The sequence below is a fragment of the Lederbergia galactosidilytica genome, assembly GCF_017873565.1.
Classification (GTDB): domain Bacteria; phylum Bacillota; class Bacilli; order Bacillales; family Bacillaceae_C; genus Lederbergia; species Lederbergia galactosidilytica.
In genome coordinates this window covers 1-21895 of record NZ_JAGGKH010000024.1, presented here as the reverse complement: position 1 = coordinate 21895, position 21895 = coordinate 1, and the positions used below count along the sequence as shown (strand labels likewise).

The following is a 21895-nucleotide window of genomic DNA, read 5'->3' as shown; positions in this document are numbered from 1 at the left end:
CCGAATTACTGTCGGAACATGCTTTCTGCGTAAATTTAAGATAATGCTTTTTCTTTTGGAACTTCTAAACCAAGTCCTTCTGCAATACGAGTACCATATTCAGGATCAGCTTTATAGAAATGACCAATTTGACGAAGCTTAATTTCTTCTCTTTCAACTGGTTTCATCGCATTTACGATATTCTCTACTAATCTTGTACGCTCTTCTTCACTTAGCAAACGATATAGATTACCAGCTTGTGTGTAATGATCATGATGATCATATGCAACACTGTCTGCTACACCTGATACAGCAAAAGCAGCTTGTTTATTTTCCTGTGTTTCTACAGGACCTGAGAAACTATTTGGTTCATAATAGACAGAACCTCCACCATTTGCATCCAATCTCATTGCACCATCACGTTGATAGTTATTTACTTCATTCTTCGCTCTATTGATTGGTAGCATTTGATGATTGGTGCCAACACGGTAACGATGAGCATCATGATAAGCAAATAGACGTCCTTGTAACATTTTATCTGGTGATGGCTCAATTCCTGGGACAAGTGTTCCTGGAGAGAAGGTTGCTTGTTCCACCTCAGCAAAGTAGTTTTCAGGATTACGATCCAACACCATTTCTCCTACTTCAATTAATGGATAGTCTTTTTGTGACCAAACTTTCGTTACATCAAATGGATCAAAGCGATACGTATTAGCATCCTCGATTGGCATGATTTGTACATATAGTTTCCACTTTGGTAAATCGCCTTTTTCAATGGCATTAAATAGATCTTCTGTATGATAGTCTGGGTTTTCTCCAGCTAGTTTTTCAGCTAATTTCACATCTAGATTTTTAACACCTTGCTCTGTTTTAAAGTGATATTTCACCCAAACAGCTTCACCTTCGGCATTAACCCATTTAAAGGTATGACTACCATAACCATTCATATGCCGGAGAGTGGCTGGAATACCACGGTCAGACATAAGAATCGTTACTTGGTGCAATGATTCAGGTGATAGTGACCAGAAATCCCAAACAGCTGTTGGATTTTTCAAGTGTGTTTTTGGATCTCTTTTTTGTGTATGAATGAAATCTGGGAATTTAATCGCATCTCGGATAAAGAACACAGGTGTGTTATTTCCCACTAAATCATAATTTCCTTCATCTGTGTAAAACTTAACCGCAAAACCACGTGGGTCACGAACGGTATCAGCTGAACCTAATTCTCCAGCTACAGTTGAGAATCGAATAAACATTGGTGTTCTTTTACCCACTTCAGATAGAAAGTCAGCCTTTGTGTATTGAGAAACATCATTCGTTACTTGAAAATACCCATGAGCTCCTGCTCCTTTTGCATGGACCACTCTCTCAGGAATTCTTTCACGATTAAAATGTGCTAGTTTTTCTAGTAAATGAACATCTTGTATTAACACAGGGCCACGTGCCCCAGCTGTCATTGAATTCTGATTATCTCCTACGGGTGAACCCCAACTAGTCGTTAAGTTTTTGCGTTCGTTACTCATATTATCCCGCCTTTTTTATATTTGCTATTTATATTATATAAAATATAATAACATATTTTAAATAGAAATCAATATCTTTTTATAATTATTTTAAATAAGGGATTATTTTCATTATAGTTATGAATATATGCATCTCTTTATAAAAAATGAAAGGAAATAAAAAGGGATGATAGGAAAACAATGTGGACAGGGAGCTGGCTGCTATGGCGACTGAATAACTATATATTTTTAATACCATTTACAGAGAAGCCTGTGGGAAATATGAGATTCAGAAGATCATTGAAAAGCTGTTTTGAGATAGTTTCATACTCATCCATGAAAAGGGAATATTACTCGTCGCGGTGAGAACAAGCTATTTATAAATATTTTTGGACCTTTTCAGCAGCCTCCCTATTTACCATAAGAGCCTCAGATATCCATTTGCTAGAATATCGTTTAGCCCTTCATATTTTTCACAGGATAATCCGAATATCTCCAAAAATTTTTGTCAATAAAAGGCATACAAAAAAATGCATCTCCTTATTCGAGATGCATTTTAACAAACGATTAACCGAGTAATTGTACTGTTAACGCTTTGGCTTTGACAATATCTTTCGTACCATGGACCAAAACACGTCCATCTTTAAACAGTACAATACGATGATTAAGATAATAACAAGCAAGCAAATGTTCATTACATATCAGTTTGGAGACGATTGGTTGAATACCAGTGGCCAATAATTTTAACTCAAATTTCTTTTGCGGCATCGTTAGTTGCACTGTATCGCGTCCACATAATACTGCTGCTCTTGTCTGGCGATTATCTGTCAAATAAGGATATGTAGCCTGACTACTACAGCTTAGACAGTCCTGACGCTTAAGTGTTCTAACATCAATCGCTGCATTTTCACCTGTCCATAAGTCATAGGATTTTAGCGACAAGTCCACCTGGGCTCCCACAATATATTGAAATACACTGGTAACTTGATGGGCAGCAACTACTTGAACAATCGGACTAATGACTCCTGATGTATCACATGTTAAGGTGTGAGGGGGTAGTGTATCTAATAAGCAATGTAAACAAGGCTGCTCTCCCAAGCCAATTGGATAAATCAATCCATAACTTGCTACAATCGCTCCCATAAAAAAAGGGATACCTGCTTTTCTAGTTGCGTCATTCACTAGTAGTCTTGTTTCAATATTATCAGTAGCATCAACAACTACTGTTTTTCCCTCTACTAATTTCTCCACATTTTTAGCCGTTACATCCACAATGAATGTTTCAACATCTATCATACTATTAATTTCATTAATTCTCTTTTTCGCGGCAACTGCTTTCGGTAGTTGTTCAAGGACATCTTGTTCCTTGTATAACTGCTGTCTCTGTAGATTACTCCACTCTAAAATATCCCGATCTACAATCGTTAACTTCCCTATTCCAGCTCTTGCTAACATTTCAGCACTCGCTGATCCAAGTGCTCCAGCCCCAATAAGTAAAACATGGGCATTGCCGATTTTCTTTTGCCCTTCATACCCAATCGGTTGAAATAATTGCTGTTTTTCATAACGATTATTCATGTAGAGAATAGTCCTTCCATCGGGCTACTCGCAACACCATAATCACTTTCCTCAATCCTACCAGCTTCATATCCAAGACGTCCCGCTTTAATAGCTAAGCTCATTGCCTCAGCCATTTTCACAGGATCTTTCGCACCGGATACAGCTGTATTCAGCAAAACAGCATCAGCGCCTAATTCCATAGCATAGCTCGCATCCTTCGGCGATCCAATGCCTGCATCAATAATAACTGGTACTTTCGCTTGCTCTATGATTAGCTTCAAATTTAGCGGATTTAAAATACCTTTCCCAGATCCAATTGGGGATGCACCTGGCATAATAGCATGAACCCCCAACTCCTCTATTCTTTTAGCCAAAACTACATCATCCGAAGTATAGGTTAGAACAGTGAACCCTTCTTCGAGAAGCATTTTCGAGGCTCGTAATGTTTCAACTGGGTCTGGTAAAAGTGATTTTTCACAGCCAATGATTTCAACTTTTACCATGTCACATAAACCTGAAGCCTTTGCTAATTTGGCTGTTCTTACCGCTTCTTCCGCTGTTTTTGCACCGGCTGTGTTTGGGAGCAAAGTATAACGAGACAAATCAAGCATCTCAAGAAAATTAGGTTGGGATGGCTCAAATACATTCATTCTTCTTAAAGCAAAAGTTAAAATTTCCGCCTTAGAAACCTGAACCGCCTCTTTTTGTATTGCGAATGATGGATATTTTCCTGTGCCCAACAAAAGTCTTGATGTAAAACTTTTTTCACCTATTATTAAAGAACTCATTTTTATCCCCCTCCAACAAAATGAATCATTTCAACTTCGTCAAGTTCTTGCAGTTCACGTTGATAAGCCTCTTTTGGAGTTATTTCCCGATTTACTTCCACGATAACAACTCTTTCCGATAGTGTTAAATACTCTAACAATTGTTGGACAGTCTTAATCTCTTCTGGGAGCTGCAAAGATCGTCCATTTAACACAATCTCCATAACAAGAATCACTTCCTTTTATTCTTTATTAAAAATTACCGACCTTTGGCATGCTTGATAATATTCTTTTGCTTTTCCAGCAGGGTGTGGAGCATCAAATATTGTGGACATAACAGCCAATCCTTTCACCCCAATATCAGATAAGACTTGGACATGTTCTGGTTTGATTCCCCCGATGGCATATACATCTATTGATATCGCTTCAACAATTGATCGCAATGTATGAAGCCCTCGAGCTGGTAATCCTGCTTTACAATTTGTTGGGAATATATGGCCATATAGTAGCCAATCAGCTTGTACACTCATAACTGTCAGCGCCTCTTGTAATGAGTGAATGGACTTGCCAATTTGGAGACTTGGAAAATGGTTCTCCACTTCCTGAACATCCAAACCATGTGCTGGTAACTGTACTTTAGAGATCCCAAGTACTAAAGCAAGATCTACCCGATCATTTATGATTAATTTTTCTTTACTGACTCCAGCTTTGATTACCTGGTCTAGCAGATGGATTTGTTCACGAATAGTTTTTGACTTCTCTCTAATGATAAAAAAGTCAACATATGGATCCATTTCACTTATGTGTTTTGCTAAAGTTTCTATATCTAACTGATCGTTTGTCACAACCAGAAGTTTCAATTCAATCCTCCTTTTTTTACCATACAAAAAACCACTTACCTATAGGCAGGAAAGTGGTTTATAAAAAGCCTCGACTCACCAGCACTGAGCCAGTTTGTGACGAGCAAAATTTCGTTATTCCACACTTCCCTACGCAGGCACCAACCTGTTCAGGTTATAAGGGTATCAGAGTCCCACTCTTCTCTCAGTCCTTTTTTAAGGATTCCCCTAGTGATTTTTATATGAAATTATATTATATCCGTATACTAGCATAAAGGATAAATGAATGAAAGGGTGAAACATTCCGAATATAAATTTTGCTCTTGTTTTAATTTATTTCTGCTTCAGCCGTAGAACTATTCACAATCCATTTCGTATAATCTGTTATAATTCCATCTACTCCAAGGTTAAGGGCCTTCTGCATTTTTCTTGGATCACGAATGGTCCAAGCCATAACCTTTTTATCTCTTTTATGGATTTCTTCTACATCTCTTGGTCGTAAGTAGCGAATATTATAATTCACATAAGTTGCATAATCAGCAATATCATCTAATTGTTGATTTGAGAGTGGATGCTCAGCTCTTGAAACAAGTACAGCCACTGGAATTTTTGGAAGTAACTCATGCATTTTTTTCATTGATTCAAAATTCATAGATTGGATGATGACATTATTCGTATTATTATATTGTCCAAGAAGATCGGCAAGGATTTCCTCGATTCCCGCATTGGCTTCAGGCTCCTTAATTTCAATAATAATGCCAATTTGATGAAGCATGGTATCCAATAGCTCTTCAAGTGTAATGATTTTCTCTCCTTTAAAAGAAGCATTGAATTTGCTTCCCGCATCTAATTCCTTTAATTCTTCTAATGTAAAATTTCGAACATATCCTGAACCATTGGTTGTTCGATTCACTTTATCATCATGAATAATGACAAGTTGGTCATCTTTTGATAAATGAATATCTAGCTCGATATAATCTATTCCATGCTCAACAGCCTTCTGAAAAGCAGCCATCGTATTCTCGGGAGCATAGCCTGAAGCTCCCCGATGAGCAACACTTATCGTTCCTTGCAATTCAAAACTAGTATTTGGTTTTTCTGTAAAACCAATTAGGAGAGTAAGACTCGCAATTCCAATGATTGCAAGCATGTATGCTTTAAGTGCTCTTGGTGTCATTCTCAATGAAACTCCCCCTGTTCCACGTCCGCTTTGTAAGCGTTTACTAATTACATTGTATCACATTTTTCGCCAAAATGGTCCTTCCTTTCAATAATTCCCCTTTAAAACTAGCCTATTTTCTTCGAAACTCCGTATCTTCTCTCCAAATGAAAAACGATCAAAGGAAGTAACCCTCTGATCGCCTAGTTTAATGCATTCAATACTGAATAGTGTTCTAATGAGATATCTAATTTTTCTCCCAGTGCCAGTTTTGCTAGTTGAGCACCAAGATAGGGCCCAACAGTCAACCCGCTTGAACCAAGTCCGTTTGCGAGATAGATCCCTTCATAATCAGGAAGTGGTCCGATGATAGGTAAAAATCCAGGTGTGAAAGGGCGAAATCCTACTTTCACATCAAGGAAGTAATTTTTTGATAAACCAGGTGCTACTTCTGAAGCTTTTTCAAAAATTTCATGCATGCCCGAAACAGTGGGCGCTACATCAAAACCTGTATTATTTTCGTGTGTAACACCTACAGCAATTCTTCCATCGGAAAATGGAACGATATAATGAACACCTGGGGGCATAATCACTGGCCATTTATCTGTTCTCTCACTTTTTGCCTGCATATGAATAATTTGGCCTTTTTGAAAATCAACATTTATTTGAATGCCTAGTGGTTCAAATAGCTCCTTCGCCCATGCCCCATTTGCCACCAATGCTGTATTGCAAGAAAATTCCCGTCCATCTACATGAACCCCTACTATTTTCTTCCCACTCACCTGTAAACAGGCATTCCCTCGCACAATCATAGCTCCATTGCTCTCTGCCGCCCGTAATAAAGCATCACGGGTAGCCGCACCATCAACACGTGCTGCCCCACTTATATAAACGGCTCCATATCTATCAGCAAGTGGTGGAAACATTTTTTTCGCTTCATCTGTTGTTAAAAGCTGTATATCTCCGATTTCTGGTGCATCCTTACGACGTTCAATAGCTCTTTGTTCCATTGCTTGTAATTTCTTTCGATCTGTATGTAGACTTAAAGCACCAACTTGAGCATAACCAGTATTAGTCTCCCCCGCGTTTTCAAGTTCTGCAATCAATTGTGGGTAATAGGCTGCTCCAGACTTAGCAAGCTGATACCACGCTTGATTACGACGCTGAGATAACCATGGACAAACAATTCCAGCCGCCGCCTGTGTCGCTTGGCCCTCATCTCTTCGGTCAATAACCGTCACATCAGCCCCTGCCTTAGCTAAATGATAAGCTGTAGAAGCACCAAGAATCCCGGCACCAATGATGATATATTTATTCATAAAGCCGCCTCCTATCTGTCTAATTTTAGGGTTATAGAGATGTGATAGCAATTATTTTTAGCTGATGGTTTAAACGAGTGAAGCACAAGAAGCTAGGGAGGTGACAGAATGAGCAGGGAGTATCATCATACAAAACAAAAAGGAAACTCTCGAAATGAACGTTCCGCGGGGGCCTTTTTAAATTTTCATGCTCCTTGAACAGCTATTAAGAAGCGCAGTCCTTTTACCCTTCACATTCCTCGAAAGATTCTTTATGAAAGTGTTTGTTCTTAGATATATGCTAGCAATCCTTTTTCAACATTCTCTATGTGTTCGTGTTCCTACAAGCGTCTGTCGAACGTTTGAGACTTTTTCCAACGATTTCGCATTTCAAGAGTCGCCCTTGTCCTTGTGCCTGAAGATGCAGCATTACAAAACAATTTTATGAATGTCAAGAAAGGGGTATCTGAATGGCAAAATGCCTTTCAGATACCCCTTCACCTTCAAACGTAGGACAAGTTCTTTGTTCTTTATACCCACCACATCTCAGCAGGTTGTTCTTTGATCAAGACAGATTGCAAGTTGCTAACAGCTCGCTGGAAGCCTTCTTCTACAGACATAATTGGATCTTCGTGTTCAATGCTAACTACATAATCATAGCCATAAATGCGGAGCGCGCTCATCATATCAGACCATTCCTTCACATCATGACCGCAGCCAACAGAACGGAACATCCAAGCTCTTGTTTTAAGTGCTCCATACGGTTGCATATCTGTTAATCCATACATATTTACATTGTCAGGATCAATGTATGTATCCTTTGCATGGAAATGATGGATAGCATTTGCTTCACCAAGGATTTTTATCGCTGCAACTGGATCAATACCTTGCCACCACATATGGCTTGGATCAAGGTTAGCGCCAATAGCATCACATGTTAATTCTCTCAATTTAAGAATCGTATGTGGAGTATGAACTAAGAAACCACCGTGAAGCTCAAGTCCAATTTTTACATTATGCTCTTCAGCTAGTTTTCCTACTTCTTTCCAGTAAGGGACAAGTTTCTCTTCCCATTGCCATTTTAGGATATCTCCATACTCGTTTGGCCACGGTGTCACAGGCCAGTTCGGATACTTAGCCTCCTCGTGATCACCAGGTGTTCCAGAGAATGTATTGACAACTGGAACATTCAATAGAGAGGCAAGCTTGATTGTTTTCACTAGAGTTTCATGACATTCTTTAGCAAACTCTTTATCAGGTGAAATGGGATTTCCATGGCAGCTGAATGCACTAATCGTTAATCCACGTGATTCTACTTGGTGCAAATAATCTTTTCTCTTTTCTTCACTTTCAAGTAGAGCATCTAGGTCACAATGTGCGTTCCCAGGATATCCCCCTGTACCAATTTCTACTGCATCTAGACCAGATGCTTTTACATGGTCAAGCATTTCCTCAAAAGATTTCTCTGCAAAAAGTACTGTAAACACTCCTAGTTTCATACCTACAGTCACCTATCCCTTCTTTATTACTAATGATTTAATCATAACTTCATTTTAACGTTTTTTTCTATATTTGCACAATTTTCTTTGTTTCACTAGATTCTAGTGCTGCCAAAACTACTTTTAAGGATTTCATTCCATCTTCGCCATTAATAGGTGGCTCCGTATCGTTCACAATACTGTCTACAAAATGGTCGATGACTTTTGTAGTAGACTGCCCGCCATCCTCATTAGATTGAATTTTTCCTAGATCAAAATTCTCTGTTTCCCCACCGATATGATGAACAATTAGGGAATGATCTGGATCATCCTCTAATCGTAATACCGCCTTTTCACCATAAATAATAGTCGCATTATCTTCTTTACCATAGGCCCAACTTGCTGCTAGCGTTCCGATAATACCTGTCTCTGATTTCAAAATACATACGGCATTATCATCGACTGTACTATCTTCTTTTGCACCTGATTCTACAAAAGAGCCTACTTCTACGAACTCTTCTCCTAATAAATAGCGCATAAGATCTGTTTTATGTACACCTAGATCTCCCATCGCCCCAATAAATGCTTCCTCTTTTCTGAAAAACCAACTGTCTTTCCCATCAATGCTCCAACCTTCTGGTCCTGGATGACCAAAAGCTGTCCGGAAGCTATGAATTTTCCCAACTGTTCCATCGGCAATAAGTTCTCTTGCCTTCTCATGGGATGCAACAAAACGCTGGTTATGGGCAATCATTAATTTCTTGCCATTCTTTTCTGCTGCTTGGATCATATTCAAAGCTTCTTCTTCAGAAGTAGCCATTGGCTTTTCACATAAAACATGCTTTCCCGCTTCTAATGCCGCAATGCTAACGGGAGCATGCAAGTAATTAGGTAAGCAAACAGACACGATATCTAGTTCTGCTTCACGTAGCATCTCTTTATAATCTGTGAAGGCCTTTCCGCCATATTCCTCTACCATCTTATTTGCTCTTTCTTCTACAATGTCACATACTGCAACAATCTCAACTTGATCGTTCATCGCATATTCTGGAAGGTGACGGAATTTTGCAATGCTCCCACAACCCACTACCCCAACTTTTAATTTGCTCATCTTTATTCTCCTTTTCTATAAAAATATGAGAAATATTTCAAAATAAATACAGTAAGAGTCTATCCTGAAGCAGATATCTCCCTACAGCTACTTTTCGGTATCAAAAAGGCAGAAGGCGCTTTCTACTTACTGTAGGACCCCCCATCAATGCTAGGCAGATGTTTATCCTATTAGGAAGAGGGTATCGGTAGTCAAGCCACCTAAATCCCTAGCTTAATCGAAAGCCTTATCATTTGTAGAGATGATCATTCAAGACATTCTCATCTTCTAAAATGATTGTACCATATTCTTTTCCATTTCGGAATAGAAACGTTTCGAAAGTTTAACTTGTAAAAGATTCGAACAAATTATACAGTATAAGTAAGGAATACATTGGAGTTGGAGGAAAAATGGTATGGTAAGCATTAAAGATATCGCCAAAAAGGCAGGCGTATCTATTTCAACGGTCTCCTATGCTTTAAATGGAAGTCCAAAAGTAACAGAGAAAACAAGTAAAAAAATACTTGAAATCGCCAAGGAACTCAATTATGTTCCAAATGCAGCTGCCCGGACTTTAAAAAACCGCGCATCCAAAATTATTGGCGCATTTATGCCCGATTATGGCGGACCTTTTTTTGGCGATCTATTAAGAGGGATGAGAAAAACCTTCAATCAGCATGGTTATGATCTTATTGCTTGTACAGGAAAGGAATCCCATCGTTTCTTACCTGAAGGAATTATTGATGGAGCAGTTATTTTGGATTGGAATTTCCCGGATGAAGAAATTCTAAGATATGCTGATCTTGGCAATAAAATGATTGTACTTGATCGAGAATTACACCACCCCAATATCGAACTTGTTCTACTAGATAATCATACAGGAACAGAATTAGCTATAAATTATCTAATCAAGAAAAAACATCAAAATATTATCTTACTTTCAGGACCTGAAGGGAACTTTGACTCACAGCAAAGACTACAAGCGGCCACAGATATCTTACAAAAACACCCTACTATCCACTATACAATTTACTCCGGAGATTTTAGTCAATCATTTGGAAAAGAGGTTGTGAAACAAATTTTAAAAGATTGGACTGTACCAACAGCCATTTTTTCTTTCAATGATGATATGGCAGTCGGTCTATACCAAGGCTTCCAGGAAACACCCTATAAAATTGGAACAGACGTGCACATTATCGGATTGGATAATATTGAGGTTTCTAAATATCTCCAACCGCCCCTTACAACCATTAACTATTCTAAAGAAGAATGGGGATCTGTTGCAGCAGACCATTTGCTCCAATTATTGAATGATAAAAAAACAAGCCCACAAACAATACCAGTTTGTTTGTTAGAGCGGGAATCTGTTGGCGATAGAAATGATTGAACGACCACAGATCAACTCTCTTCTAATCTGATTAAAGCGGGACTTCTGCCGGAAAATGATAATACCAAAACAACCGCCTCTCCTCTACAGGTTTGGCGGTTTCTATTTTAGAATGGATATTCACGATGCTGATTTTGCGCGGAAATCCATTGGAAGGTAGTAAATTCATCTAAAGACCATCTTCCACCAAATCGCCCGATGCCGGATTGCTTTTCTCCTCCAAAGGCAATTAGTGGCTCATCATTGACACTTTGATCATTTATATGAACCATTCCTGTTTCAAGCTGTAAAGCAATCTCTACTCCCTTTTCAATGGAGCCCGCGTGCACAGCCCCACTTAATCCATATGGGGTGTCATTGCACATCTCAATCGCTTCTTCTTCTGTTGAGAAAGGAATAATGGTCACAACAGGGCCAAACATCTCATTTTGTGCTGTTGCTACATTATTTGTATTGGATGTTAGAACAGTTGGATGTATGACACTTCCTTCAACCTTTCCTTCTAAAACCACTTTAGCCCCTTCAGTTTTGGCCTTTTCAATTTCTCCTACTATTCGTTTGACCGCTTCCGGATTAATTAGGGGACCTATCATATTTTTCTGATTAGTTGGATCCCCAACTGAAATTTTCTTTGCCGCTTCTATAAATTTCTCTAAAAATTCATCATGTACTTTTTCAGCAACAATAATCCGGTTAATGGCCATACAAATTTGTCCGTTATGCATAAACTTACCGAAGATCGCTGAATGCACCGCTTCTTCTAAATTGGCATCTTCGAGAACAATAAGTGCATTATTGCCTCCTAATTCAAGAGCTACTTTCTTTATATTTTTTCCACACAGTTCTCCAATATGTTTTCCAACTGGTGTAGAACCTGTAAAGGAGATCATTCTTGGTATAGGATGATCCACAAAACCATCACCAATCTCTTCAATGGAGGCAATGACAACATTGAAGAGTCCTTTTGGCAAACCTGCCTCTTCGAAAATTTTAGCGATGATTGTTCCACCAGACATCGCTGTTTGTTCATCGGGCTTAAGGACGACTCCATTTCCTGCTGCTAATGCTGTTGCTACAGATCGCATGGATAAATACATTGGGAAATTAAATGGACTAATGACTCCTAATACTCCCAAAGGGCGACGTAGCAGGCGGTTTTCCTTTCCAGGGACTAAAGATGGAACAATTTCTCCTCCCATTCGCATTGGATAGCTTGCAGCTTCCTTAGTGATAGAAATACAAAAATCCACCTCAACATTTGCCTTTATATAGGAAGAACCTGACTCGATCGTTAGGAGCTCTACAAGCTCTTCCCTCCGTTCTTTCATAATTTGCACAGTCTTCGTCATAATTTCTGACTTCTCAAAGGCATTAACTTTTTCCCAATCCTTTTGCGCCTGTTTTGCGGACTCATAGGCTTCATCAATATCCTTCTGTGTTGCCATCTTTATTTTCGTTACAACTTCTTGATTATAAGGATTCTTATCCTCATAGATCTCCTCACTACTTCCATCGCGCCATTCCCCAGCAATGAATTGTTTGTTTAAGCCTGAATATTTGTCCAAATTTGCCCCTCCTCATAAAGCTATCTGTGTTTATACTTCCTTATTTCCTAAAGAATAAACATGAAGAGAAGGAACAATGGATGATTGGAGTATAATAATGGAATGGTTTTTGTTCCATTCCTATCATCATTTCTGGCAACTGATTATCTTTAGTAGTAATACAAAAAATAACTGATTTTAACTATGATCATAAAAGGTGCAACCTTGAATTCATTCCTTGTGCTCATCCGAGCTATTCATACAAATAATCTGTAAAGGATTTTGTAATCAATTGGGGTCTTGTAATCGCACTTCCTACTACAACTGACCACGCCCCAGTATTTAGCATACGTTTCGCTTGTTCTGGTGTTTGAATTCGTCCTTCAGCTATTATGGGAATAGGTATCTCCCGACAAAGTTGTTCGACAAGTTCAAAATCAGGTCCTTTCTGTTTAGGACTATCTGCTGTATAACCAGAAAGCGTTGTGGAAAGCATATCGACGCCACATTCAACTGCATATATAGCATCTTCCTTTGTTGCTATATCCGCCATGACTAAAGTATCGCCATGTTCATGGATTAGCTGAACCAAATCCTTCAATTTTTCATCATTCGGTCGATTTCGAACGGTCGCATCCATAGCAATCACATCAGGTTTCACCTTTAGTAATTCCTTGACCTCTTTCGCTGTTGCCGTAATAAATACTTCGCTATCAGAATAATTCCGTTTCACTAAACCAATTACTGGTATACTAGTTGCCCTTTTAATTGCCTCAACATCATTGGCTGAATTACTTCGGATCGCCACTGCTCCCCCTTCCTTCGCAGCCACAGCCATTCTAGCCATTAATTCTGATCCATGTAATGGCTCATCTTCTAATGCCTGACAGGAGACAATTAACTTTTTGTGGATCGTTTGAAAAAATTCCTTTCTTCCCAATCGAATCAATCCTTCTATTATTTTTTTATAACGCTCACTAGGTTTAAACAAAATCCTCTAACCGAAAACGAACACCCATAATATAGGGCTTTGCCGCAGTCCCGATTTTCTCAACCTCTTTTTCATCAAAATATCCATAAGAGTTTAGAAAAAAAGTTCCATCTTTCATTACAACATTTCCAGCATAGCCGCAATCGCCCGATTTTCTCGACGGAGTGAAGTCCTCACCCAAAAGAATACGAAACTCTCCTTCTTCACTGTTAATAATATCATCATATGTTCCAACCCAGGCAACCCAATTGCCTGCTATCCAATCATCCTCTCCAATCACTCCGTCATTATTGAGGTCGAGGATTATTTCTCGAAAAGAAATGACAAGCCGTCCACTAACCGGATCATAAGTTGCCTTATGTCTTTCTCCATTTAAAGAAGCTGGCACTTCTCTTGGTTTTGTCCAATGCTTTCCTTCATCATTTGAAAAGGCAATTGTTGACCTATGCAGATGGGACTGGCTTCTTGAAAGAAGTGCAAGCTGATTTCCATCTGGAGAACGAAAAATACATGCCTCACATAATTGAACCTTTCGTTCTAATTCGCGATAACGATGCAAATAAGGTTCAGGTGTGCTCCATTGTTCTTCCCCGGCATCTGAAAAGGTCAAATAGGTTTTATAGTTCACAAATTGCTGATCATGGTAAACACCCAGCCATTGATCTACCCATTGCCCGTTTTCATCCTTCAATTGAACGAGACTAGACATCGCTACAATTGTTTGGTGGCCCTTATACCATTCCCGATAGTCGCTCCATGTTACTCCCGAATCTAAAGAAGTAGAAGTTTTCCACCCTGTGAATTGATCTTCTCCCCAACCAGGTCCACCTGAAATGGAAATTATTTTCTGGCTACCGTCCCTAAAATGGAGTTGATAAATGGTTGGTGTTTCACGAGAATTTGTCCATGTTTCATTTGGAACCATTCTTCCTTGCCAGGTCAGACCGCCATCCGTACTTTTATTGAGCACCGCTTCACCTAATCCATGTCCTTTCGGATAGACGGTTAAAATCGTTTGATCATCATCAAGTAAAATCGAATCTGGCTGACCTAAATACTGCCCCGTCTCCCGATCGATGATAACTTGTTTTGCGGAATTTATTTTATAAGTAGGTAATGCAGTTTGAATATTCATCGTCGATACCTCCGATTGACCAAAATTCATTTAAATTTCGCTTATTCCTCTACAAACGGTTTGATAACTTCAGTCCAAACCAAATACCCCTGTCCAGATAGGTGACAGCCATCAACTGTATAATTCTTATTCAATTCATTTTCCAACTGGACATATGTATATATATCAACAAATTTAACAAGAGTCGCCACCTTCCGCTCCAATCAACTAAGTTAAGGAAATACATGGACTAACAATTCAATCTCCTTTAACAATAACGTTCGTGTATTGATCATTAATAAGCAATGATGAAATGGACTCATATATTAAAAATTCAATTTCTACCATTTGTTCCTCAAAAACAAAAGCAGCCCCTAAGTTCTACTTTGGGGCTTTGGCTTTCATGATTAATAACCTGCATTCCGCAGCTCTTCTACCGTTTTAGCCTTTTCTAATTCTTCAAGTTTCTCTTTCCCACCGTTGTTCAGCCAATTTTGCACATAATTATCCCACTCTTTATCAATATCAGCTTCTCCTACAATTGCCTTCATTCTAAATTCGTCCACAATCGTGGTCAATTGCGCACCATAGCGCTTATCAATCTCCCTTCCATTCGTTTCATTGAGAAGATCGTATTTATACGGACGGATTAACATCTTTTCTTGAATATCATCTCGCGCATAAAAGTCTTCTTTTAGTTTTAAGGTGTATTCTGAATTGATCCATGAGACTCTCGTTTTATTATAAGTACGGAAATTATAAGCCCAAAAGCCAGAGTTTCCTTCCTCTAAGTCCCACTCAGGTTTCACTTTTAAGGCTGATTTCTCAGGTTCGCCTTCCCATTCGGAATGTTCACCAACTTCACCAAATAAAGTCCATCTTGCCTCATCATCTAGATTAATATAGTCAAAGATTTGCAAGATTCGAGCTAGCTCTTCATCTGTCACATCCTTTGAGACATAGAAAGCATCTGCTAAGTCAACAACTGGTAGATATGCTCCCTCCCCTTGATGACCATCTGGCCCAATTTCAGGTGCGAAGGCTAACACTTTTGCTGTTGAATCTGAATCTTCAACGATATTTTGGGGTGCACGACCTCTGGCCCAATCGTCCATTGCGAGATAAGATGGTTGTGCAATAAAATAACCAACCTTTCCTTGCTTATATTTCTCCCACCCTTTCTGCTCATCTAACGTAGTAAATTCAGGATCAATAATTCCCATGTCATACCATTTAGCCATAAGCTTCAGCCATTCTTTATATTGTTTTGAGATCTCCGTTACAACTAACTCGCCATCTTCCATTAAATTGTAACCATTCGCTATTCCAAAGGCCCCCATTAAAGTCGTCGCCCAGTTTAAATTATTATTAGCAGGAAGAATACCATACGTATCTTTCTTTCCATTGCCATCAGGGTCTTCATTCACAATGGCTAGCAAAATTTCTTCTAATTCCTCAATCGTATATCCTTCTTCTGTATAAAAGATTTTTTCCCGTCCCTTATCCGGACCTACTGGCTTTATATCCCCCGGAGGGTCAAATCCTAATTTTTCTAACCAATCTAGGCGAAGGGTTGGTCCCCAAGCTAAACCGTAAACATGCGCATATTGACCAACTAACTGCATGTATTCGTTATCCGTTCCTTCTTTAAGATTCATAATGGGACCAGGAGGGTTAGCTTCAAGCATCTCCATATAACGTGGTGCGTATTTTTCTAACATTTCTTTTGGGATTGTTCTTGTAAGACCAGCATCATACATTTCTTGAGCTGTTTGCCCACCAGCTGTAAAAGCAAAAGTATCAGGTAAGTCGCCTGAAGCAACTAATAAATTAGTTTGGTCTGCATTCCAAGTATCCACTTTCACATTTTTTATCTTAATATTAAACATCTCTTCTAAACGTTTTTGTACATAGTTTCCTTCTTCCACTTTTCCGCGTGTAACGGATCCAGATAATTCAAGTGTTAATTCCTTAGAAAAGTCCCCTGGTTCTGGCAAAGCGGATATATCGACTTCTTCATTAGAATCATTACTCGTCCCTGAACTACATCCAGATATGACAAGGGTAGCAATTAAAAATACGACTACAAATAACCTTTTAAATTTTCTCACTTTCTTTCCCCCTCTTATCCATATTTATGAATAGAAATAAACCGGTTTTCAATATTTCCTTATATTCCCTTGCGGAATGGTAGATTCAATCATTTGCCGAAAACGTGCGGCCAAAATTTTATCGCCGTCTCCATCTGGATGTAGCCCATCTGGCATCCATTTTTCATACTCCTCACCAAACATTTCAAGGCCATCAATATAATAAATATTCTTATCACCGTATTTTTTTAACGTATTAACGACTTGGAGAATTTCAACTCTTACCTTTTCTAACGATAGACCTACTTCATTTTCTTGTTGTTCTCTTTCCCGATGAAAAATAGGAGAAATGATTGCCAGTGGCACATCCTTTTGTACATCACGAATCGTTTGGATAAACCCAATTAAAGCAGAAGAGAAAGTCCTCTCCGATAATGTCTTTCCCCCTACGATATTAATTCCTACACATAAAGAGATAAAATCAGCAGGCAGATCACGAATCATCCGTGCTACCATCGGCTCTAAATGGCAGTTACCGCTATACCCGAGACATGTCAGGTTTAAGTCCAACTCATTTGCCACAAGCGTAGGCCAAGTTTGTGAAGGACTATGAGAATAATAGCAATGAGTAATAGAGCTCCCATAGGTGATCCACTGCAAACGAGAATCCTCTATTACTTCCCATTCGCTCCCTTCATCAAGGTAGATGCCTGTAACAGCAACAGGTACTTTTTGCGATAAATAAAGTTCAATTACTTTCATCTGACTTCCAAGAGAATTAAACAAAACAGTAGTTTCTCCTTTAGAGATATATGCTGTTTTTACTAGAATGCCATCAATCAAACAATCCATTTGCATGAATTCAGTAGCTTTAACAATTGCTATCTTAATAGACTCTGTGTTGCTTCTTAGCGTCACTCTTATTCCTGCAGGCAATTCCGCTTGTCCATTTATGCAGGCGGGTACAAAAAGATCTTTTTGATCAAAAGGAATTCTCCAAGGCTTTACAAACTCTTTTGTTTTCTCTAATGAAACAGCTCCATGAAACAACTTTTCAGATAATGGTACCTGTTGCAAGATCATTCCCCCTATTCAACCAAGCTTTATATGATTCTATCAACCTTTCAATGATCCAATCATAATGCCTTTGATAAAGTATTTTTGTACGAATGGATAAACTAAGACAATTGGTCCAATAGAAATGATAACGGTTGCGGCTCGGACATTACTTAATAGAAGATTTTTACTAGATCCACCTCCTCCAAGTGCTGCAGCATCTGTAGATTGCGATAAATCCATCGCTGTCAGCATGTCTCTTACGATAATCTGTAAAACAGACTTTGCATCATCTTGAATATAAACCAAGGCATGGAACCACTCGTTCCAATGAAAGACTGCCGCCCATAAAGCAATCGTTGCGATAACAGGTTTGGAGAGTGGTAAAATGATTCTCGTCAAAATCGTAAAATAACTTGCTCCATCCATCATCGCTGACTCTTCAATCCCTTTATCAATCGTCATAAAGTAATTTCTCATTATAATAATATAAAAGACATTAACAGCTGTCGGTAAAACCAAAGCCCATCGTGTATCAATAAGTCCTAAGTTTTTCACAAGTAAATAATCGGGGATAATCCCACCGGAGAAAAACATCGCGATTAAGAAGAAGATTGTGATTGTATTCCGAAATGGCAATTCCTTTTTCGATAGTGGATAAGCCGCTAACATGGTGAAAGCAACAATTAAAAAAGTACCCGTTAACGTTCGGATAATTGTATTCATATACGCTTTCATAATATGACCATACCCAAATACAAACTGATAGGCATCTGTTATCCACTTCTCTGGCCACAAATTTGCCCCCAAGGACGAAGCTTGGTTAGGGTCTGAAAACGATAAAACAAGCGTTTGCCAGAAAGGATATAAGACTAGAAAAGAAAAAAAGCAAAAACCAATAGCTAAACAAATTTCGAAAAAGGAAAACTTCTTTTTATTGACACTCATGATTGCACAACTCCTTTTTTACCAAATTCCATGCTCACTTTTCCTACGGATTATGGCATTTGCTCCTAATATAAAGATAATTCCAATGACATTTTTGAATAGCCCTACTGCAGTTGCATAATCAAATTGGAATTGTTCCAAACCACTTCTGTAAACATAGGTATCAATAATATCTGCCACCTCGTAAACGAGTGGATTATATAGATTTAATATTTGGTCAAACCCTGCATTTAAAATCCCACCTAAACGGAGAATAAACATGATGATGACCATCGGCATGATAGAAGGAAGTGTGACATGAATCATTTTTTTGAATCTCCCAGCCCCATCCATTTCAGCCGCTTCATATAGAGCCGGATCAATTGATGCTATAGAAGCTATATAAATGATTGCCCCGTATCCGATTTCCTTCCAAATATCCGTAATCAGGATAACTGGTACAAAGAATACTTTACTAGACAGAAAATTTATTGGATCACCACCAAACATTGTGATCAGATAATTAATTACTCCACGTTGTGGTGAAAACACTTCAATGATCATTGCTGATAAAATAACCCAAGACATGAAATGCGGTAAATAGGAAATAGACTGTGTCACCTTTAGAAACTTTTGATTACGAATTTCATTTAATAGCAAGGCAAAAATAATAGGGGCTGGAAAAGAGATTAGAATCTTTAATAAACTAATAATAATTGTATTTTTTAATGCCCGAATAAACATAAAATCAGTAAACAGCCGTTTAAAATGTTCGAAATTATTCCACGGACTTTCCCAAATTCCAAGGCCAGGCGAAAAGTTCTTAAAAGATATAATGACTCCATACATTGGTAGATAATTAAAGATAAATAACATCACAGCTGGAAATAATAACATGATATAAAGTAACTTCATCTTTTTCATTTGTGTCCATGTAGAAGTTTTCTTATTTACTAGCAAGGATGTTTTCGATGTTTCAACTTTTGCCAAAATAAACCACTCCTCTCTTGTGCTTGTTTGACTTATCCCGATAATAATTCTATAAACCTTTTAGATTTATATTCATTGATCATATGGTAATACCATAATATGGGCAATAAACTAAAAAAGTATTTTTTTATCAGTATCTTATATTATGGTATTACCACTCTCTTATTTAGAATTTAATCGCTTTCAATACATATGTCAACATATTTGTGCAAAATTCGAAAGTTTTATAAAAGAGAGTTAATATACTAATCAAATCCTTAAGATTCCCAAGAAATTTGAAAATATATATATTAGGGTCCACCTCAAAGAATCGATACTTTGTCAGGTTTTATATCAGGTTAATTATTAGTATCAAGAATTCAAGGTGGACAGTCCAGGTTGTTACTATTCCTAATTGTTTACAAAGATATCCAAAGGGGTCCCAAAAATTTGGTGAAGAGGCTTCATCAAGATTTAATTGTGCGTCTAAACTGTTGGTTCATGGTGGGTGCTAGCACTTCAGTAACTGCTATTCATAATCACTCGGTACTACAACTAATGGAAGGAATACAAAAAGTTGTTCCATACCAAGCTATTATGGGAGAGTTCATCACAGCTTTGCAACTGTCTTTGAAGTACTTTGAAGCATTCGTAAAGCCAAGACAAACTCAAAGAATATAGGCACAAATCAAAAGCTAAATAAGTAGTTAGTAAAAATATTATCTACTCCAACTTCTCTTCCTCGATTTTAATTTCTGATTCTTCTTTTAGAATTCGTAGGAATTCATTTATATCCAATCCTTCAGATAATTTATGCAGATCTTCACCAAGATTTACATACTCATCCCATTTACTTAGCCGAGAAGGTGGTAATGCCCCATCATAGTTCCAAAATACCTTCATATTTTTCCCTTCATAAATCGGATAGTTTTCATGTGTTTCACTAAATTCACTATATGGATTTGTTAAGGGATCCCTATTATACACCTTTGCTATTGCTAATATTACTTGGAACCCAGCATCCTTATTTTCACCATATTTATTCAGTACATATGGATGGGAATAGTTTAGGGGTCCTTTTCCTCCTTCTTCCCATACTGGTATTGGAGCCGCATCAATCATTTTTATATCTTCAGGCACACCTCCTAATCCCCATCTAAAATAAGCCGGCCAGGAGACTGTCATAGCTGCTGTCTTTTCGGCGAACTTGTCGGTATCCTCTGCTTCTGGATCGTACAATCCTGGGATATTGTATAATTGTTGGATAAACTCCAAATATTGTCTAACCTCTGGAGAGTCAGTAATAAGTACTTCTCCAGTCTCTGGATCTGTTAAATTAATTCCGAATTCTTTTAATGGCAATGAAGCATCCTTAATACCAAGGCCTAATTCAAAACCACGATAGTCCACACCATTTCTCTGGCCAGTCATCTTGGCAGCAAGTTCTCGCACTTCCTCCCACGTCATTGGCCTTTCTGGATCAGGATATGGAACTCCGAATATATCGAAAATTTCCTTATTATAGAATAAACCAGCGGTATCTACAAGTGTCGGTAAACCAATTAGCTGTCCTTTCCCTTCCGGATCCATAGCCCGATACGTCGCGATAACGCTCTCATCAAATTCGCTGATATCAACGCCATATTTCTCAACATAATCGTCTACTGGCTCAAACATCTCTAACTCATAAAGTGGATCAATCCCCCACTGTGCTAAAATGATGTCAGGAATAGTCCCTTGTGCATTCATCTCCTGGAGAGGTTCTAATTGCGCGGGTATACAAATACATTCCAATGTGATGTTTTTTGGAATTTCATCTTCGATTACTTTTACAACATGTTCTTCAAATGCATCTTCCCCCCACGGGTACATTACTTTGACGGTGACAGGCTCCCCATTTTCATTCCAAACCTCTGTTACAATCTCTTTCTTTGTTGTCGCTTCGTCCTGCTCCTTTCCAGATTCAGTAGCGTCGCTACAAGCTGTAAGGATCATACCCACGCAAAAAAAGTATAATACACTAAGACCCAACTTCCTCCACATCACTTTTCCTCCCTCTATATAATTAAAATATCTTCAAAATGCTCTTGTTTTCTTAGAATTTCTTAAACATCCAATTTGGGTTTGGATAGTGGGGGTGGAGTG

The 21895-nt window shown here is 38.4% G+C and carries 19 protein-coding genes and 1 riboswitch; of the genes, 1 reads left to right on the top strand and 18 read right to left on the bottom strand.

Annotated elements, in window-relative coordinates; genetic code table 11:
- Positions 1 to 35: 35 nt before the first annotated feature.
- From katA to J2Z23_RS19180, 9 genes are all read right to left on the bottom strand, one after another.
- A complete protein-coding gene (katA, locus tag J2Z23_RS19220; RefSeq protein WP_209974873.1) occupies positions 36 to 1502 on the bottom strand; it encodes a catalase KatA in 1467 nt (488 codons plus the stop codon).
- A 546-nt stretch (positions 1503 to 2048) separates the two neighbouring features.
- Positions 2049 to 3059, bottom strand: a complete 1011-nt coding sequence (locus J2Z23_RS19215; RefSeq protein ID WP_057986263.1) for a ThiF family adenylyltransferase — start codon at positions 3057 to 3059, stop codon at positions 2049 to 2051.
- Positions 3056 to 3829 carry a thiazole synthase gene (locus J2Z23_RS19210; RefSeq protein ID WP_057986265.1) on the bottom strand — a complete coding sequence of 258 codons (774 nt, stop codon included), beginning with the start codon at positions 3827 to 3829 and terminating at the stop codon, positions 3056 to 3058. The genes J2Z23_RS19215 and J2Z23_RS19210 overlap by 4 nt, the downstream gene beginning before the upstream one ends.
- Before the next feature lie 2 nt (positions 3830 to 3831).
- Positions 3832 to 4032, bottom strand: a complete 201-nt coding sequence (gene thiS / locus J2Z23_RS19205) for a sulfur carrier protein ThiS (RefSeq protein ID WP_057986267.1) — start codon at positions 4030 to 4032, stop codon at positions 3832 to 3834.
- A gap of 18 nt (positions 4033 to 4050) precedes the next feature.
- Positions 4051 to 4668, bottom strand: a complete 618-nt coding sequence (locus tag J2Z23_RS19200) for a thiamine phosphate synthase (RefSeq protein WP_057986269.1) — start codon at positions 4666 to 4668, stop codon at positions 4051 to 4053.
- 109 nt (positions 4669 to 4777) lie between these two features.
- Positions 4778 to 4887, bottom strand: a riboswitch (TPP riboswitch).
- Positions 4888 to 4975: 88 nt separating this feature from the next.
- The gene (locus J2Z23_RS19195) at positions 4976 to 5824 is read right to left on the bottom strand and encodes a glycerophosphodiester phosphodiesterase (RefSeq protein WP_238482865.1); all 849 of its coding nucleotides are present in this window, start codon (positions 5822 to 5824) and stop codon (positions 4976 to 4978) included.
- 185 nt (positions 5825 to 6009) lie between these two features.
- Positions 6010 to 7125 (bottom strand): NAD(P)/FAD-dependent oxidoreductase, encoded by a 1116-nt coding sequence (locus J2Z23_RS19190; protein ID WP_209974869.1) that lies wholly within the window; start codon positions 7123 to 7125, stop codon positions 6010 to 6012.
- A 509-nt stretch (positions 7126 to 7634) separates the two neighbouring features.
- The gene (locus J2Z23_RS19185) at positions 7635 to 8603 is read right to left on the bottom strand and encodes a sugar phosphate isomerase/epimerase family protein (RefSeq protein ID WP_057986276.1); all 969 of its coding nucleotides are present in this window, start codon (positions 8601 to 8603) and stop codon (positions 7635 to 7637) included.
- Between the two features lie 67 nt (positions 8604 to 8670).
- Entirely contained in the window at positions 8671 to 9693 is a 1023-nt protein-coding gene (locus J2Z23_RS19180) for a Gfo/Idh/MocA family protein (protein ID WP_057986279.1), read from the bottom strand.
- Between the two features lie 367 nt (positions 9694 to 10060).
- Between J2Z23_RS19180 and J2Z23_RS19175 the strand changes: the two genes are divergently transcribed.
- Positions 10061 to 11059: a LacI family DNA-binding transcriptional regulator gene (locus J2Z23_RS19175; RefSeq protein WP_274380137.1), complete on the top strand. Its 999-nt coding sequence runs from the start codon at positions 10061 to 10063 to the stop codon at positions 11057 to 11059.
- Positions 11060 to 11166: 107 nt separating this feature from the next.
- Here J2Z23_RS19175 and J2Z23_RS19170 read toward each other — a convergent pair whose 3' ends face one another.
- The 9 genes from J2Z23_RS19170 to J2Z23_RS19130 all read right to left on the bottom strand — a co-directional run bounded on the left by J2Z23_RS19170 (position 11167) and on the right by J2Z23_RS19130 (position 21793).
- Positions 11167 to 12624 (bottom strand): aldehyde dehydrogenase family protein, encoded by a 1458-nt coding sequence (locus J2Z23_RS19170; protein WP_209974867.1) that lies wholly within the window; start codon positions 12622 to 12624, stop codon positions 11167 to 11169.
- A 232-nt stretch (positions 12625 to 12856) separates the two neighbouring features.
- Complete coding sequence (locus J2Z23_RS19165) at positions 12857 to 13543, bottom strand: N-acetylmannosamine-6-phosphate 2-epimerase (RefSeq protein WP_082881485.1); 687 nt, start codon at positions 13541 to 13543, stop codon at positions 12857 to 12859.
- Positions 13544 to 13586: 43 nt separating this feature from the next.
- Positions 13587 to 14729: a sialidase family protein gene (locus tag J2Z23_RS19160; RefSeq protein ID WP_057986285.1), complete on the bottom strand. Its 1143-nt coding sequence runs from the start codon at positions 14727 to 14729 to the stop codon at positions 13587 to 13589.
- 41 nt (positions 14730 to 14770) lie between these two features.
- The gene (locus tag J2Z23_RS19155; protein WP_209974865.1) at positions 14771 to 14932 is read right to left on the bottom strand and encodes an SGNH/GDSL hydrolase family protein; all 162 of its coding nucleotides are present in this window, start codon (positions 14930 to 14932) and stop codon (positions 14771 to 14773) included.
- 183 nt (positions 14933 to 15115) lie between these two features.
- Positions 15116 to 16819: a type 2 periplasmic-binding domain-containing protein gene (locus J2Z23_RS19150; protein ID WP_064468797.1), complete on the bottom strand. Its 1704-nt coding sequence runs from the start codon at positions 16817 to 16819 to the stop codon at positions 15116 to 15118.
- Positions 16820 to 16867: 48 nt separating this feature from the next.
- Positions 16868 to 17875: an SGNH/GDSL hydrolase family protein gene (locus J2Z23_RS19145; protein ID WP_209974863.1), complete on the bottom strand. Its 1008-nt coding sequence runs from the start codon at positions 17873 to 17875 to the stop codon at positions 16868 to 16870.
- A 39-nt stretch (positions 17876 to 17914) separates the two neighbouring features.
- Positions 17915 to 18802: a carbohydrate ABC transporter permease gene (locus J2Z23_RS19140; protein WP_057986292.1), complete on the bottom strand. Its 888-nt coding sequence runs from the start codon at positions 18800 to 18802 to the stop codon at positions 17915 to 17917.
- A gap of 18 nt (positions 18803 to 18820) precedes the next feature.
- On the bottom strand, positions 18821 to 19771 hold the full coding sequence (locus tag J2Z23_RS19135) for an ABC transporter permease (protein ID WP_238482861.1): 951 nt from the start codon (positions 19769 to 19771) through the stop codon (positions 18821 to 18823).
- A gap of 702 nt (positions 19772 to 20473) precedes the next feature.
- The gene (locus J2Z23_RS19130) at positions 20474 to 21793 is read right to left on the bottom strand and encodes an ABC transporter substrate-binding protein (RefSeq protein ID WP_064468794.1); all 1320 of its coding nucleotides are present in this window, start codon (positions 21791 to 21793) and stop codon (positions 20474 to 20476) included.
- Positions 21794 to 21895 lie beyond the last annotated feature (102 nt).